We start from the raw sequence: 16,210 nt of genomic DNA on the forward strand, positions 1-16,210 counted from the left end.
CGCGCCCCGGGATGACGGGCTCCCTCCGGGCTACGATTGCAGCTCACCGCACCGCCTCCTTCGCCCCGTTTGCCCGGCCGCGGGCGACGTCCAGAAACACCTCCTCCAGCGTGGTGCGGTTGTAGCGGGCCATGATCGCCTCGGGCGTATCGTCGTCCTCGATGCGGCCACGCTTCATGATGATAACGCGGTCGCAGAGCCGCTCGACCTCGAGCATGTTGTGCGAGGCGAGGAGAATGGTGGCGTTGTTGTCCCGGCGATACCGCTCCAGATGCGCCCGCACCCAATCGGCGGTATCAGGATCGAGCGAAGCGGTCGGCTCATCCAAAAGCAGCAGCTCGGGCTGATTGATCAGCGCCTTCGCCAGCGCAACGCGGGTCTTCTGCCCGGCGGAGAGCTTGCCGTTGGGGCGGTCGATGAAATCGGTGAGGTCGAGGTCAGCGGCGAGCCTGGCAATGCGGTCAGCGAGGTTCTTCACCGCATAGAGCTTGCCGAACACGGTGAGGTTCTGCCGCACGGTGAGCCGCATCGGCATGTCGACATAGGGGCTTTCGAAATTCATCCGCCCCAGCACGGACGCGCTCTCCTCCGGCATCTCGTGACCGAGCACCTGCACGCGGCCGGAGGTCGGCAGTACCAGACCCATGATCATCGCGATGGTCGTGGTCTTGCCGGCGCCGTTGCCGCCGAGCAGCCCCGTGATGCTGCCGCGCGGCAGCGAAAAGGAGATGTCGTCGACGGCGCGGGTCTGCTTGTAGACCTTGACGAGGTGATCGACGGCAATTGCCGCGGACAAACCTCGATCCGCGACAGTCGGCCGACTTGAAGCCTTGCCATTCTCGGTCATGCTGGCCGTTCTTCTGCTATTGCATCGGCGAGCGCAAGGCTCGATGTAAGGGCTCCTCACCGGGCGGTTCCGTTCGCCCAGCGTTCGTGACCTTGGAAGGCGCCGCCCCATTGGCCGATATGACCGAAATTGCCGATTCCGACTTCCGCCACGCGCAGAGGCATATCCGGCTGGACACGATCCTGCGGCTGCGCTGGCTGGCGGTGCTGGGGCAGCTTGCCGCGATCTTCATCGTGGCCCAGGGGCTGGAGTTCAACGTCGAGATCATTCCCTGCGTCAGCATCATCGCCCTCTCGGCGGCGCTCAACCTTGCACTCCAGACCGCGGCCAATCCGATGCAGCGGCTGGAGCCGATGCAGGCGGCCGGGCTGCTCGCGCTGAACATCGTCGAGCTGGCCGGCCTGTTGTTCTTCACCGGCGGACTGCAGAACCCGTTCTCGTTCCTGTTCCTCGCGCCGGTGCTGATCTCGGCCACGGCGCTGCCGGCCCGTTTCACCTTCGGCCTCGGCCTGCTCGCGGTGGCCTGCGCGTCGGTCCTGTTCTTCTTCCATTTTCCGTTGCCGTGGGATTCAGACGATCCCCTGGTGCTGCCGCCGATCTATCTCGTTGGCGTCTGGCTCTCGATCGCGCTCGCGATCGGCGTCACCAGCCTCTACTCCTTCCAGGTCACCGAGGAAGCACGCAAGCTCGCGGACGCGCTGGCCGCGACCGAGCTGGTGCTGACGCGCGAGCAGCATCTGACCCAGCTCGACGGCCTTGCCGCCGCGGCCGCGCACGAGCTCGGCACGCCGCTCGCCACGATCTTCCTGATCTCGCGCGAGCTGGAAAAGACGGTGAAGGACCCAAGTATCGCCGCCGACCTGAAGACCTTGCGCGAGCAGACCCAGCGCTGCCGCGACATCCTCAGCAAGATCACCCAGCTCTCCCCCACCGGCGCGCCGTTCGACCACATGAAGCTGTCGGAGCTGATCGAGGAGGTGGTGGCGCCGCACCGCGATTTCGGCGTCGAGATCAAGGTACGGATCGCCGTCGCCGCGGCGACCGAGCCGGTCGGCTCACGCAATCCCGCGATCCTCTACGGCATCGGCAACATCGTCGAGAACGCGGTCGATTTCGCCCGCACCACCGTCGAGGTGAACGCCTGGTGGAACAAGGACCAGATCGAGCTCGTGATCTCCGACGACGGACCGGGCATTCCACCCGATATCCTCAACCGGATCGGCGAGCCCTATCTGTCGCGGCGACGCCCCCAGGATGATGGCGGCGGCGAACGGCGCGGCCTCGGCCTTGGCGTCTTCATCGCGCGCACCTTGCTGGAGCGCACCGGCGCCAAGGTCTCGTTTACCAACCGGATCTTTCCGGACCACGGTGCGGTGGTTCAGATCACATGGCCGAGACAGCGTTTTGAGGCTATCGAGACGCTCGAAGAAACAATAGGATAGCCGCGACCTTGCGTCGCACAACGGGCCGGGTCGACCATTTGCCGCCTTGGCACCGCGCCATCGCGACGCCATATGTCAATGCGCTGGAGAGAGGACACAACCTTGAACGCCATTGCCGAACTGAACGAACAGACCGACCGCTCGCTGCTCATCGTTGAAGACGACAAGCCGTTTCTGGAGCGTTTGTCGCGGGCCATGGAGAGCCGCGGCTTTTCGGTGACATCATGCGACACGGTTTCGGACGGACTTGCGCAGATCGGCAAATCGGCGCCAGCGTTCGCGGTGGTGGATTTGCGGCTCGGCGACGGCAACGGCCTCGACGTGGTCTCGGCGTTGAAGAAGAAGCGGCCGGATGCGCGTGCGATCGTGCTGACCGGCTACGGCAACATCGCCACTGCGGTGACTGCAGTGAAGATGGGCGCGATCGACTATCTCTCCAAGCCCGCGGATGCCGACGACGTCGTCGCCGCGCTGCTCTCGACCAACACGGACAAGTCCGAGCTGCCGGCCAACCCGATGTCGGCCGACCGCGTCCGCTGGGAGCACATCCAGCGCATCTACGAGATGTGCAACCGCAACGTCTCGGAAACGGCGCGCCGGCTCAACATGCACCGGCGCACGCTACAGCGGATCCTGGCCAAGCGCGCGCCGAGGTAACGGTCTCGTAGGGTGGGTTAGCATGCGGATGCGCGAAGCGCAGTCCGCTTGCGTAACCCACCATGCATCAGCATTTGCAGAACGAAGTTGGTGGGTTACGCCTTCGGCTAACCCACCCTACGGACTCATTCCCAGAAATCCGCGTGGCCCTGCGGATCGACCAGGCGGTTGATCCGCAAGGCCGCCGCCATCGCGAACCGCACCGTCATCTGCTTGCGCGTGGCGGCGGCGAGCTTGTGTTCGGGCGCCTCGCAATATAGGTGCGCGCCGTAGGCGTCGGCGACGATCAGGCCGGTGTCATCGGGGAAGATCTCGCACGGCAGATCCTGCGTGAAGGCGAAGAACAGCCGGTCGCAATGGGCGCGGTATTCGTGCCATTTCTGATCGGCGCGCAGATCCTCGACCGACGACTTGATCTCGACGATCCAGATCTCGCCGCGCTCGTTCAGCGCGACGAGATCGGCACGCCGGCCCGACGGCAGCGGCAATTCGCTGATGCAGGAGAAGCCGAGCGAGCGCAACAGACGCGCGGTGCCGCGCGCGATGGCGAGCGCTGTTTCCGACTGGCGCCGATCCGGCGGCGGCACGAGGGTGATGCGGGCGGTGTTTTCCATGGCGGGGAGGATAGCCGATTCCATCCCACCCGTCATTCCGGGGCGCGCGCAGCGCGAGCTACGGTGCGCAATTGCGCACCTGAGAATCCATAACCACAGGGAGTGCTTGTGGAGCAATGCTGGTAACTCCGAATCTTCGTAAAACTACTGCCTGTGGGTATGGGTCCCGGGCTCGCGCGTTGCGCGCCCCGGGACGACTGCGAGGCCCGCGGAACTGCCTTCGCCCTTAACACTTATCACGCAGCCGCCGCACCCGGGCGGAACCATCCAGGCCGCTCGCGCATGATCGACGATCTCTGGTACAAGAACGGCGTGATCTATTGCCTGTCCGTCGGCTCCTATATGGACGCCGACGGCGACGGTATCGGCGATTTCAAGGGCCTGCTCCGGCGGCTGGATTATCTGCACGGGCTCGGCATCACCACAATCTGGCTGATGCCGTTCCAGACCTCGCCGGGCCGCGACGACGGCTACGACATCGCCGACTATTACAGCGTCGATCCTCGCTACGGCACGCTCGGCGATTTCGTCGAGTTCACCCATGGCTGCAAGCAGCGCGGCATCCGCGTCATCATCGACCTCGTCGTCAACCACACCTCGGACCAGCACCAATGGTTCAAGGAAGCGCGGCGCGACAAGAGCTCACCCTATCGCGACTGGTACGTCTGGTCGGACAAGAAGCCGGCCAATGCCAACAAGGGCATGGTGTTTCCGGGCGTGCAGAAATCAACCTGGACGCGCGACAAGGAATCGGGCGCCTATTACTTCCATCGCTTCTACGATTTCCAGCCGGATCTCAACACCTCGAACCCGCATGTGCAGGCCGAGATCCTGAAGATCATGGGCTTCTGGATCCAGCTCGGCGTCTCCGGCTTCCGCATGGACGCCGTTCCCTTCATCATCGCCACCAAAGGCGCGAAGGTGAAGAAGCCGGTCGAGCAATACGACATGCTGCGCGCCTTCCGCGAGTTCCTGCAATGGCGCCAGGGCGACGCCATCATCCTCGCCGAAGCCAATGTGCTGCCGAAGACGGACATGGAATATTTCGGTCGCGACGCCGACCGCATGCACATGATGTTCAACTTCCACGTCAACCAGCACTTGTTCTATGCGCTGGCCTCGGCGGATGGCCGTCCGCTGGCGAAGGCGCTGAAAGCAACAAAACCGCGGCCGGCGACGGCGCAATGGGGCCTGTTCCTGCGCAATCACGACGAACTCGATCTGGGCCGCCTGACCCAGTCACAGCGCGATACGGTGTTCAAGGCATTCGGCCCCGACAAGGACATGCAGCTCTACGACCGCGGCATCCGCCGGCGGCTCGCGCCGATGCTGGGCGGCGATCGCAGGCGGCTCGAGCTCGCTTACAGCCTGATGTGCACGTTGCCAGGGACGCCCGTGATCCGCTACGGCGACGAGATCGCGATGGGCGACGATCTCTCGCTGCCCGAGCGCGATTGCGCGCGCACGCCGATGCAATGGTCGACCGAGCCGCATGGCGGCTTCACCAAGAGCGACAAGCCGGCATGCCCGGTCATCGACAAGGGCCCGTACGGCTTTCCGCACGTCAATGTCGCGAAACAGCGGCGCGATCCGAACTCCATGCTGAACTGGACCGAGCGCATCGTCCGCATGCGCAAGGAGGTGCCTGAGGTCGGCTGGGGCGATTTTACCGTCATTGCCGTGCGCGATCCCGCCGTGTTCATCATGCGCTACGACTGGCGCAACAATTCGGTGCTGTTCGTGCACAATCTCGACGAGAAGCCACGCGAGATCGCGTTCTCCGTGGGGCTGTCAGGCGAGACCGGCGCGCATCTGATCAATCTGCTCGCGGAGGACCACAGCCACGCCGACAAGCGCGGCCAGCATCGCATCGTGCTGGAGCCATATGGCTACCGCTGGTACCGTGTCGGCGGGCTGGATTATCTGTTGAAGCGGAGCGATATCGACGGGGACGCCGTGGGCGGGAAGAAGCATCCGGGGTAGCCAAAAATGTCGGGTCTGCCCCGCCGTTTCAACGATCGTCATTGCGAGGAGCTCTTGCGACGAAGCAATCCAGTCTGCTTCCGCGGAGACAGACTGGATTGCTTCGCTGCGCTCGCAATGACGAGGAGATAGCGGTGGCTACCTTCTCCGCCATTCTCCCGGCGAAAGCGACTCCTACGACGGCGCCACCACCACGCCCTCGTTGCCGCGCAGGTCCAGCACGCCTTCGATCTCCTCACCTTCGCGGTCCAGGAACGTCGACAGCAAGATGCTGCTGCCGAAACGGATCGCGCTGGTGGTCACCGCGACCGGATCGGGGCCGAGATTGAGCGCCACGATCACGGCCTTGCCGCCGGCCTCGCGGCGGTAGATCAGGAGATCGCCCTGCGCGGCGATCGGATGATAATCGCCGGTGACCAGCGGGGGACAGCGCTTCCGCAATCCGATCAGGCGCTTGTAGAGAGCGAGGATCGAGCGCGGATCGGCTTCGAGATTGGCGACATTCTCGCGGATGTGGTCTTCCGGCAGCGGCAGCCACGGCCTAACCCCGGAGAAGCCGGCGAAGTTCGAGGAATCCCATTGCATCGGCGTGCGGCAGCCGTCGCGGCCGACGCCGATGCCGGGCACGTTCTTCTCGAAGGGATCGCGCACGTCCTCCGGCGCGATCGCGAGCTGGTGCATGCCGATCTCGTCGCCGTAGTAAAGCGTCGGCGTGCCGCGCAGCGTCAGCAGCAGCATCGCCGCGACGCGGGCCTGCTCGGGCCCGACGCGGCTCGCGACGCGGGGGCGATCGTGATTGCCGAGCACCCAGTTGGGCCAGGCACCGCGCGGCAGCCCCTTTTCGTAATCCTCGATGATCTTCTCGATCGAGCGGGCGCTCCAGAAGGTCGAGAGCAGCGCGAAGTTGAACGGCATCTGCGCGCCGGTGAGGTCGTTGCCGTAATAGGCCATGAGCCGGTGCAGCGGCAGATAGATCTCGCCGATCAGGACGCGCGCGCCATAGGAATCGGTGACACGCCGCATCTCGGCGATGACGTCGTGCACCTCCGGCTGGTCGGTGGAATATTGCGTGAGGATTCTCTCGTTCGGCGGGCGGCCCTCGACGTAATGCGGGTTGGGCGGGTTGTCGCGGAATTCGGCGTCCTTGATCAGGTGCCAGATCACGTCGACGCGAAAGCCGTCGACGCCCTTGTCCAGCCAGAACCGCGTCACGTCGTAGATCGCGGCGCGAACGTCGGGATTGCGCCAGTTGAGATCCGGCTGCTGGGCGAGGAAGGCGTGGTAGTAATATTGCCCCGTGGTCTCGTCGAAAGTCCACGCGCTGCCGCCGAATTCGGACAGCCAATTGTTCGGCACGCCACCGCCTGGCGCAGGATCGCGCCAGATGTACCAATCGCGCTTGGGATTGTCGCGCGAGGACCGGCTTTCGACGAACCAGGGGTGCTGGTTGGAGGTGTGGTTCGGCACAAGGTCGAGGATCAGCTTCAGGCCGTTGTCGTGGGCGGCCGCGAGCAATGCATCGAAATCCGCCATCGTGCCGAACAGCGGCTCGATGCCGACATAGTCGGAGATGTCGTAACCGAAATCCGCCATCGGCGAGGGAAAGATCGGCGACAGCCAGATCGCATCGACGCCGAGCGACTTGACGTAAGGCAGTCGCCGCAGGATGCCGGCGAGATCGCCGACGCCGTCGCCGTTCGAATCCTGAAACGAGCGCGGATAGATCTGATAGAAGATGCCGTCGCGCCACCAATTCTCGTTGTCGTGAGCCATGCCGAAGACCACCCAAAATCTGCCGCCTTGCGCGGGAGAACGCGACAGCAACGCCCCGGTTCAAATTGGCAGGCCAATTGGGACGGCCGTGTGACGGTTGTTCCCCGGCGCGGGCACGAATCTTTTGCTTGGCGGTCCGGCAAAAATCGGCATTGTGAGGCCATGACCGAGCAAAACGACACCCAAGAATCCCGGCAAGCCAAGGCGGGCGCGATCATCGTTCCCGTGACGCTGTTCGAGCAGAACTGCACCATCATCTGGGACGAGCCTTCCAAGAAGGCCGTGGTAATCGATCCCGGCGGCGACGTGCCGAAGATTCTGGATGCGATCAAGCAAACCGGCGTCACCGTGGAGAAGATCTGGCTGACCCACGGCCATATCGATCACGTCGGCGGCGCGGCCGAGCTGCGCGATGCGCTCAACGTCCCGATCGAGGGGCCGCATGTCGCAGACAAGTTCCTGCTCGACAACGTCGTGGCAAGCGGCGCGCGCTTCGGCATGACCGGGGGACGCGATTTCACGCCCGACCGCTGGCTCGACGAGGGCGACAGCGTGTCGATCGGCGGCTTGCAGTTCGACATCCTGCATTGCCCGGGTCATTCGCCCGGCAGCGTGGTGTTCTTCAACAAGGAGCTGCGGTTTGCCCATGTCGGCGACGTCCTGTTCGCCGGCTCGGTCGGACGCACCGATTTGCCCGGCGGCAGTCACGCCACGCTGATCAACTCGATTCTGACGAAATTGCTGCCGCTCGGCGACGATGTCGGCTTCATCTGCGGCCACGGCGCCGGCTCGAGCATCGGCCAGGAGCGGATGACCAATCCGTTCATCACCGGCGAGATGTAGGCTTTTTGCTTGCGCATGATCTCATCGGAAAACCGCTTCACACTCTGCGCTAGCGCGGCCCTTCGGGTCCGGATCATGCGCTATTCGGCAGCCTCGGTGAGCACGGGCTCGCCGAGGTTTCGTTCACCCCATTCGCGGATTGCCGCGACGACGGGCACGAAACTCTTTCCTTTTCGCGTCAGGCGGTACTCGACCTTGGGCGGCACCTCGCCAAAATCCTTGCGGTCGATCAGGCCGCTCATCGTCAGGGCCTTCAATTCGCGGCTGAGCACGCGCGGGGTGATCTCGGCGCTGCCTGACGCGCCGCGCAGCAGGCCGCTGCGGATCTCGCCGTAGCGGCGCGGGCCGTCCTTGAGATCCCAGACGATGCGCAGCTTGTACTTGCCGCTGATCATCTTCTGGAACGCCGCGACCGGACAGGTGCGCGCGGGGGACGCCTTCGCCATGTCGTTTCCTCCATGCGGAAGATTCTTGTTTTGACGCGTTTTCTTTACGCGAACCGATATCCACTTCGTTCGAAAACGCTATGCGATGAGGATAGGAGCAACGGCGAAAAAGTCCATACTATCAAATTTGTCCATACTTGCGGGATCGTATCTAGCACGCAGATGATGACGCACAAGACGAAGCAAGGAGCGTCACATGAAGCACTTCATGATCAGATACCAGTTCAGGAACGGCACGACGGAGGAATGGCACCGGGAGATCGGCCGCTTCATCAAGGCGATCGACGCCGATGCGGAGCTGAAGGGGAGGATCGACTATCGTTGCCTGAAGCATCGCGACGACGGCAGCTATCTCCACTTCGCCAGCGTCGCCGACGATGCTGCGCAAAAAACGCTGCAATCGCGCGACTTCTTCAAGCACTATCAGGAGATGACGCGGAAGGTCGCGGCCGGCGAGGTGACGGTGACGCCGGTCGAGGTGATCGATCAGACGGGGTAGCTTTTTCGCGGAGCTGAATCGACGGCGCCGCCACAACTCCGCTGTCATCCCGGACAAGCGCAAGCGCAGATCCGGGATCCATAACCACAGGGAGATGTGGTTACGGGGACTCGGAGTTACCTCTTCGTGCCCAACTTTGTCCTGTGGCTATCGGTCCCGGATCGGCGCGCGCTTGGGGCGCGCTTGTCCGGGACGACGGCGGGGCTACTTCATCAATCCCGCGGCCGTGAGCGCGCGCGTGATGATCTGGCCCAGGTCGAAGCTGCGCGCCTTCTCGCGCTGCGGCTCGGCCGGCTCTGCGGCGACCGCGGCGCGGATCGAGCGGGCGAGATGCGGTGCGGGCGAGAGCGCCGGTTTTGCGGCAGGCTTCGTGGCGGACTTCACGGCAGGCTTGGCGTCCGCCTTCGTCGTCGCGGCGTCCGGAATCCAGCCGGTGAGGCCGAAGAACTTCGCGATGTGGTAGGATGAGGAGATGCCGGCCTCGATCAGGAAGGCGCCTTCGATGCCATAGCGCTGATCGTTGTCGGCGAGCCCGAGCGGGGTGCCGTGCGCCATGTCGGTGATGGCATAGGACTCGACCAGCGTCTCGCCGTCCTTGTCCCACCAGGCCTGGCGCGGATAGCCGTCGACATTAGTCTCGGCCATCGGCACCTCGGGCAGGCCATGCAGGTCGAGCCACTGCTTGACGATCTCGTTGGCATTGCCGGGATTGACGGTGCGGTCGGCGCTGCCGTGCCACACCGAGACCCTCGGCCACGGCCCGCGATGATCGGAGGCACTGCGCACGAGATCGCCGAGCTCGCGCGCAGGACGCGCCGGCGAATGAAACATGCCGTCGAGCGCCTCGCGCAAGTTCGAGGCGATGCCGTAAGGCAGCCCGGCAATAATCGCACCGGCCGCGAAGATCTCCGGATAGGTCGCGAGCATCACCGAGGTCATGCCCCCGCCGGCCGATAGGCCGGTGATGAAGATGCGCCTGGGATCGATGCGATGGCTCTTCACCATGTGCGCAATCATGGCGCGGATCGACCGCGGCTCGCCAGAGTCCCGCGCGGTGTCCTCCGGATTGAACCAGTTGAAGCAGGTGTTGGCATTGTTGCTGCGCTGCTGCTCGGGCATCAACAAGGCAAAGCCGTAATGCTGCGCGAGCGTCGACCAGCCCGCGCCGAGATCGTAAGCGGCCGCGGTCTGCCCGCAGCCATGCAGCACGACGACGAGCGCGCGCGGCCGCTGCAATTGCGCCGGCACGAACGCGAACATGCGCAAGGCGCCGGGATTGTCGCCGAAGCCGGTGACCTCCTGCAGCGGGCTGAATCCATCTGCACCGCGGCCGGGCTCGGCGAAGCGCAGTCCGTCCAGCCGGGGCAGACGTCTCAACAGATCGATATTTCTGGCTAACGACACGGCAAATTCCTGGTGGGCGACGTTTAACGTCCAGCCCAACCAGATAGTTGCTGCGATGCAAAATAAAAAGACCGTGCGCTGTCAATCTCGGTGAAATTCGCGGGAAATCCGCAGGAATCCGCACGTATTAACCGCAAGGTCTCGATCTCGTGCCGATGCGCGGCGCATCCGCGCCGGAAATGCGGCGCCGATCATGGCGAATGTCACAAACTGTACGAGCGAGGCGAGGAATTCTGCGCGTGCTGATTGTGAAGCGTTCGATGCCCGGGCGTCGACGCGAATGAACGAACCGGCCCAGTCGCGCTGCCGTGTCGTTATCGTGACGAAGCGCGAAGCGGGCGAGGAATACGCAACGTCTCGCGCGCCGCCGCGCATGCCTGCATTCCACCGCGCGGGACATCGCGTGATTGCGTTCGTGCCGTCAGGCACGTAGCCTGACGCGACCAACAAACAGAAAATTCAGCCGGAGAGACCGCCATGGCGCGCCTGAAGTTCGGAGCCTTTCTTGCCCCGCATCATCCGATCGGGGAGCATCCGATGCTGCAGTTCCGGCGCGATCTCGACCTGGTCGAGCAGCTGGATGCGCTCGGCTATGACGAGTTCTGGTGCGGCGAGCATCATTCCTCGGGCTGGGAGATGATCGCCTCGCCCGAGATGTTCCTGGCTGCGGCCGGCGAGCGCACCAAGCGGATCAAGCTCGGCACCGGCGTGGTGTCGTTGCCCTATCACCATCCCTTCAACGTCGCCCAGCGCATGGTGCAGCTCGACCATATGACCGGCGGCCGCGCCATCTTCGGCTCCGGTCCCGGCGCGCTCGCCTCCGACGCGCACACGCTGGGCATCGATCCGATGACGCAGCGCGACCGCCAGGACGAGGCGATCGGCATCATCCGCCGCCTCTTCAACGGCGAGCGCGTCACCGCCAAGAGCGACTGGTTCACGATGAACGACGCCGCGCTGCAGATCCTGCCCTTGCAGGAGGAGATGCCATTCGTGGTGGCTTCGCAGATCTCGCCCTCCGGCATGACGCTGGCCGGCAAATACGGCATCGGCATCATCTCGCTGGGCTCGATGACGACGCACGGCCTGATGTCGCTGCAGCAGCAATGGCAGTTCGCCGAGGATGCCGCCAAAAAGCACGGAACCACGGTGCGTCGCGCCGACTGGCGCGTGCTCTTGACCTGGCACATCGCCGAAACGCGTGAACAAGCCCGCCGCGAGGCCGGCGCCGGCCTGATGCGCTGGCACAACGAGTATAATGTCGGCACGCTGCAGCGGCCGGGCCTCACCGCGTTCTCGTCGCCCGACGAGGCCGTCGACAAGACCGCCTTCGTCGAGGGGGCGGCCTCCACCATCGGCACGCCCGACGATCTCGTCAAGACCATCAAGAACGTGATGCAAGTCTCCGGCGGCGTCGGCGCCATCATCGGCTTCGTGCACGACTGGGCCAATCCGGAAAACACCCGCCGGAGCTGGGACATGGTGGCGCGCTACGTCGTGCCGGAGATCAACGGCTACATCGACGGGCTGCGCAGGTCGCAAAAATTCGTGATCGAGAACCGCGCGATCTTCGAGCGTGCGGGCCAGGCCGTGATGGCCAAAATCATGGAGAACGAGAAGGCCGCCGAGGCGCTGAAGGTCACCGGCCCCGGCCGCGTCGCCATCCCCGCCGTCAACGCGCCGGATCTGCAGAAGGAAGCGGCGAAGCGGTAGGCCGCAAGGCTGGAGCTCGTATCTTCTCGACGGCGCCTGAGCGAGCGCCTCATCCTTCGAGACGGCGCTTACGCGCCTCCTCAGGATGAGGCTAATCGGCGTCAATGCCCGTTAAAACTGCTGCGGCGCATTCCGCCCTCATCCTGAGGGCCTGCCGAAGGCGGGCGTCTCGAAGGATGGCGGCGGGGATGCCGCTCTCGAGCGCCATTGCCTTCGCCGGGATGACGATGGTGGAGTGACGACATTGTGCACGAGACGATCGGCGCGTTGGCCTGCTCGAATGTGCTATGCTTGCGGGGTCAGCCAACCGGAGCAATCGTCATGTCGATGCAGAATGTGGCCGCCTCTGCGCTTCCGTTCACTCCGCCCAGGCGCAATGAGCTGACCCACATTCCCGGTGACGAGGGCTGGCCGATCATCGGCAAGACCTTTCAGGTGCTCGCCGATCCCAAGGGCCATATCGAAGCGAACGGCGCCAAATACGGCCTGGTCTACCGTACGCACTTCTTCGGCGAGACCAATATCGTGCTGCTCGGGCCCGAGGCCAACGAGCTCGTGCTGTTCGACCAGCAGAAACTGTTCTCCTCGACCCATGGCTGGGACAAGGTGCTGGGGCTGTTGTTTCCGCGCGGATTGATGCTGCTTGATTTCGAGGAGCATCGCCTGCATCGTAAGGCGCTCTCGGTCGCGTTCAAGTCCGGGCCGATGAAGTCCTATCTCGGCGATCTCGACCGCGGCATTTCCGCGCGCGTCGCGCAGTGGAAGGCAAAGCCGGGCGAGATGCAGCTTTATCCGGCGATGAAGCAGCTCACGCTCGATCTCGCCGCGGCCTCGTTCCTCGGCGCCGATATCGGGCCCGAGGTCGACGAGATCAACCGCGCCTTCATCGACATGGTGGCCGCCGCCGTCACCCCGATCCGCCGCCCCCTGCCCGGCACCCAGATGGCGCGAGGGGTGAAGGGACGCAAGCGCATCATCGCCTATTTCCGCGAGCAGATTCCGCTACGACGCGGCAATCACGGCGGCGACGATCTGTTCTCGCAGCTCTGCCGTGCCACCCATGAGAACGGCGCGCTGCTGTCGGATCAGGACATCATCGACCATATGAGCTTCCTGATGATGGCCGCACACGACACGCTGACCTCGTCGCTGACCTCCTTCATCGGCGAGCTCGCCGCCAATCCGGACTGGCAGGATCGCTTGCGCGCCGAGGTGCTCGCGCTCGGCCTTGCCTCCGGCGCGCCGACCAGCTTCGACGATCTGGAAAAGATGCCGCTGACCGAGATGGCGTTCAAGGAAGCGCTGCGGCTCAAGCCGCCGGTACCGTCGATGCCGCGCCGCGCGATGCGCGATTTCAGCTTCAAGGGCTTTGCGATCCCCGCCGGCACGGCGGTCGGCATCAACCCGCTCTACACGCATCACATGAAGGAGATCTGGCCGGAGCCGGACCGCTTCGATCCCCTGCGCTTCACCGAGGACGCGCAGCGTGGCCGCCACCGCTTCGCCTTCGTGCCGTTCGGCGGCGGCGCGCATATGTGCCTCGGCCTGCACTTCGCCTACATGCAGGCGAAATGTTTCGCGCGGCATTTCCTGGAGAATATCGAGGTGTCGCTCGCGCCGGGCTACAAGCCGGACTGGCAGATGTGGCCGATCCCGAAGCCGCGGGACGGGCTGCGGGTGCGGGTGAAGGCGGTCTAGCGCTCATCTCGTGTCCCGGACGCGCGCAGCGCGAGCCGGGACCCAGAAAGCCATAAGTCAGCTGCGGATGGATGGGCCCCGGCTCTGCGGAGCGGCACTTCGCGCCGCACCGCGTCCGGGGCATGAGACCATCCGCTACGCCCCCTGGTCGAACGCCTTGCGCAAGGCCACATAGCCCTGCTGCTGTTGGCTCCAGTTGCGGCCGCCGGTCATGGCGCCGTCAACGACGAGGTCGTGGCCGTTGACGAAGCTGGATTCGTCGCTGGCCAGGAACACTGCGGCATGGGCGATGTCGTCGGGCAGGCCGGCGCGCGGGATCGGCTGCGCCTTCTTGTAGACCTCGCGCATCACGGCCGGCGTCTTCTCGGCGGCATCGGTCGACAGCCCCAGCGCCTTGCCGAAGATGCCGGTCGCGATCGCGCCGGGCGAGATCGAATTGACCCGAACGTTGGATTCGCCGAGCTCCATCGCCACGCATTTGGTGAGATGGATCACCGCCGCCTTCGCCGCGCTATAGACCATCGACGACGAGAAGCCGGCGAGGCGGCCGGCAATGCTGCCATTGTTGATGATGCTGCCCCCGCCCTGCTTCTTCATGTGCGGCGCGGCGTGCTTCATGCCGAGCATGACGCTGCGCACCAGCGTCGCCATGGCCGCATCGAACCGCTCGACCTCGAGGCCCTCGATGCCGCCGGTCTGTGCCGGCCCGCCCGCATTGTTGAACAGGCAATCGATTCTGCCGAACTTGTCGACCGCGAGCGCTATCAGCGCCTGCATCTGCGCTTCGACCGTGACGTCGGTTTGACGGAAGACGCAACTTTCCCCGAGCTGCTTCGCCAGCGTCTCGCCTTCCGGTACGCGCCGGCCTGCGATCACAATTTTGGCACCTTCGGCAACGAAGACTTCCGCAGTGCGCAATCCGATGCCGCTCGTCGCCCCCGTGATCACCGCAACCTTGCCGTCCAGCCTGCCCATGGAATGTTCCTGTTTTCGAGTGATTTGATGCCAGATGGCGAATGCCGGCCGCCGCCGTCGCCGCCGCGGTCACTATTCCTGCCCCCTTGCGACAAGGCAAGCTATGCTTCGACGGGCGGCATGCGTAACATCCTCACCGGCCGCTCGATCGTCGAACGCCTATCGCAACCAGGCAGCGCATGAGGAAGCTGATCGAGGAGTTCCGCAAGGGCTGGCAGGGTGCGGCGCCGCCCTCGCTCGGTTTGAGCATCGGCTTTGCTGTGGTCTGCCTGTTGTGTGCAACCCTGGTCCGCTGGGGGCTCGCTCAGGTTCGCCCCGACATCTATTTCACGCCGTACTTCCCGGCCGTGTTCTTTGCTGCCGCCCTGGGCGGATTCCGGATCGGCATCGTGACGGCGCTCGTCGGTGGCGTGCTCGGCATCGTCCTGAATTTCGGCGATGCGTTTGCCGATCGCCCGCGGTTTGTCCTGCTGGCGCTTTACTGGGCCGTGTGCGCGATGACCATCTGGGGTGTCGAGCACTATCGCGCCATGCTGGCGGAGCAGCGGCGAATCTCCAGACGCCTGATCGAGGAAGAGGACTATCGCAAGCTGCTGGTGGAGGAGCTTCAGCATCGGCTGAAGAACAAGCTGTCGACGGTGCATGCCGTGGTGCACCAGGTGTTGCACGACCAGCCGCAGGTCTGGGCTCGGGTCGATCCGCGGCTGCGCTCGCTGGCCGCAACCGATGATCTGATTTCGCGGATCGACAAGGCCGGCTGCGACATCCGCGACCTCCTGATCTCCGAGCTCGGGCCTTACGGCCATGTCCGCTTCACGCTCAACGGCGCGCGGCTGTTCCTGCCGCCCAAGCTCGCGGTCACGCTGTCATTGATGTTTCACGAGCTTGCCACCAATGCAGGCAAGTACGGCGCATTCTCCGCGCCGCGCGGTCTGTTGCAGGTGTCATGGACCATCACCGATGACCGCCTGACGATCACCTGGGACGAAACCGAAGGACCGAGCGTGGACAAGGTGTCAGAGCCTGGTTTCGGCACCAAGCTCTTGAAATCGGCGCTGTCGGCGTTCGACGGCAAGACCGAGATCTCGTATCTGAAAACCGGGCTGCATTGCATCATGCAGTGTCGAATTCCACCAAGCGACGAGCGGTAAGGCTCAAGTGTCGCAACGTGGAAGGCGCGCTTCCTCCCCGCTTGCGGGGTTGGGGAGAGGGTATCTCCGCAATCGAGAGGCCCCAAGAGGAGAAACCCTCACCCGTGCCTTCGGCACGACCTCTCCCGCAAGCGGGAGAGGTGCACCGACCCTGCGGCCAATTGA

15 protein-coding genes are annotated in these 16,210 nt (G+C 64.4%); 8 read left to right on the forward strand and 7 right to left on the reverse strand.

What is annotated here, in order from left to right:
- Positions 1 to 43: 43 nt before the first annotated feature.
- On the reverse strand, positions 44 to 847 hold the full coding sequence (locus HZZ16_RS22400) for an ABC transporter ATP-binding protein (RefSeq protein WP_197951775.1): 804 nt from the start codon (positions 845 to 847) through the stop codon (positions 44 to 46).
- A gap of 119 nt (positions 848 to 966) precedes the next feature.
- Between HZZ16_RS22400 and HZZ16_RS22405 the strand changes: the two genes are divergently transcribed.
- Positions 967 to 2,289, forward strand: a complete 1,323-nt coding sequence (locus HZZ16_RS22405) for an ActS/PrrB/RegB family redox-sensitive histidine kinase (protein ID WP_197951958.1) — start codon at positions 967 to 969, stop codon at positions 2,287 to 2,289.
- Positions 2,290 to 2,391: 102 nt separating this feature from the next.
- Positions 2,392 to 2,946: an ActR/PrrA/RegA family redox response regulator transcription factor gene (locus tag HZZ16_RS22410; protein ID WP_271541680.1), complete on the forward strand. Its 555-nt coding sequence runs from the start codon at positions 2,392 to 2,394 to the stop codon at positions 2,944 to 2,946.
- Positions 2,947 to 3,071: 125 nt separating this feature from the next.
- Here the strand turns inward: HZZ16_RS22410 and HZZ16_RS22415 are convergent, their stop codons facing one another.
- The gene (locus HZZ16_RS22415; protein WP_197951960.1) at positions 3,072 to 3,560 is read right to left on the reverse strand and encodes an MmcB family DNA repair protein; all 489 of its coding nucleotides are present in this window, start codon (positions 3,558 to 3,560) and stop codon (positions 3,072 to 3,074) included.
- A gap of 282 nt (positions 3,561 to 3,842) precedes the next feature.
- On the opposite strand from HZZ16_RS22415, the gene HZZ16_RS22420 reads away from it, so the two are divergent.
- A complete protein-coding gene (locus HZZ16_RS22420) occupies positions 3,843 to 5,543 on the forward strand; it encodes an alpha-amylase family protein (protein ID WP_197951779.1) in 1,701 nt (566 codons plus the stop codon).
- A gap of 174 nt (positions 5,544 to 5,717) precedes the next feature.
- Here the strand turns inward: HZZ16_RS22420 and HZZ16_RS22425 are convergent, their stop codons facing one another.
- Positions 5,718 to 7,316, reverse strand: a complete 1,599-nt coding sequence (locus HZZ16_RS22425) for an alpha-amylase family glycosyl hydrolase (protein WP_197951781.1) — start codon at positions 7,314 to 7,316, stop codon at positions 5,718 to 5,720.
- Positions 7,317 to 7,478: 162 nt separating this feature from the next.
- On the opposite strand from HZZ16_RS22425, the gene HZZ16_RS22430 reads away from it, so the two are divergent.
- On the forward strand, positions 7,479 to 8,159 hold the full coding sequence (locus HZZ16_RS22430; RefSeq protein WP_197951783.1) for an MBL fold metallo-hydrolase: 681 nt from the start codon (positions 7,479 to 7,481) through the stop codon (positions 8,157 to 8,159).
- Positions 8,160 to 8,239: 80 nt separating this feature from the next.
- On the opposite strand, the gene HZZ16_RS22435 is transcribed toward HZZ16_RS22430, so the two are convergent.
- Complete coding sequence (locus HZZ16_RS22435; RefSeq protein ID WP_197951785.1) at positions 8,240 to 8,605, reverse strand: winged helix-turn-helix transcriptional regulator; 366 nt, start codon at positions 8,603 to 8,605, stop codon at positions 8,240 to 8,242.
- Between the two features lie 196 nt (positions 8,606 to 8,801).
- On the opposite strand from HZZ16_RS22435, the gene HZZ16_RS22440 reads away from it, so the two are divergent.
- On the forward strand, positions 8,802 to 9,104 hold the full coding sequence (locus HZZ16_RS22440; protein ID WP_197951787.1) for a hypothetical protein: 303 nt from the start codon (positions 8,802 to 8,804) through the stop codon (positions 9,102 to 9,104).
- A gap of 204 nt (positions 9,105 to 9,308) precedes the next feature.
- On the opposite strand, the gene HZZ16_RS22445 is transcribed toward HZZ16_RS22440, so the two are convergent.
- Both HZZ16_RS22445 and HZZ16_RS22450 read right to left on the reverse strand, forming a co-directional pair.
- The gene (locus tag HZZ16_RS22445; protein ID WP_197951789.1) at positions 9,309 to 10,508 is read right to left on the reverse strand and encodes an extracellular catalytic domain type 1 short-chain-length polyhydroxyalkanoate depolymerase; all 1,200 of its coding nucleotides are present in this window, start codon (positions 10,506 to 10,508) and stop codon (positions 9,309 to 9,311) included.
- 81 nt (positions 10,509 to 10,589) lie between these two features.
- Positions 10,590 to 10,883, reverse strand: coding sequence for a hypothetical protein (locus tag HZZ16_RS22450; RefSeq protein ID WP_197951791.1), 294 nt, complete (start codon positions 10,881 to 10,883; stop codon positions 10,590 to 10,592).
- Between the two features lie 102 nt (positions 10,884 to 10,985).
- Here HZZ16_RS22450 and HZZ16_RS22455 point away from each other — a divergent pair, with 102 nt between their 5' ends.
- Complete coding sequence (locus HZZ16_RS22455; RefSeq protein WP_197951793.1) at positions 10,986 to 12,221, forward strand: LLM class flavin-dependent oxidoreductase; 1,236 nt, start codon at positions 10,986 to 10,988, stop codon at positions 12,219 to 12,221.
- Between the two features lie 321 nt (positions 12,222 to 12,542).
- Complete coding sequence (locus HZZ16_RS22460) at positions 12,543 to 13,919, forward strand: cytochrome P450 (RefSeq protein WP_197951795.1); 1,377 nt, start codon at positions 12,543 to 12,545, stop codon at positions 13,917 to 13,919.
- Positions 13,920 to 14,054: 135 nt separating this feature from the next.
- On the opposite strand, the gene HZZ16_RS22465 is transcribed toward HZZ16_RS22460, so the two are convergent.
- Positions 14,055 to 14,894 (reverse strand): SDR family NAD(P)-dependent oxidoreductase, encoded by an 840-nt coding sequence (locus HZZ16_RS22465; protein ID WP_197951797.1) that lies wholly within the window; start codon positions 14,892 to 14,894, stop codon positions 14,055 to 14,057.
- Between the two features lie 179 nt (positions 14,895 to 15,073).
- On the opposite strand from HZZ16_RS22465, the gene HZZ16_RS22470 reads away from it, so the two are divergent.
- Positions 15,074 to 16,045: a sensor histidine kinase gene (locus tag HZZ16_RS22470; protein ID WP_197951799.1), complete on the forward strand. Its 972-nt coding sequence runs from the start codon at positions 15,074 to 15,076 to the stop codon at positions 16,043 to 16,045.
- Positions 16,046 to 16,210: the final 165 nt, after the last annotated feature.

Origin of the sequence: Bradyrhizobium glycinis (genome assembly GCF_016031655.1) — a bacterium.
Lineage (GTDB): Bacteria > Pseudomonadota > Alphaproteobacteria > Rhizobiales > Xanthobacteraceae > Bradyrhizobium > Bradyrhizobium glycinis.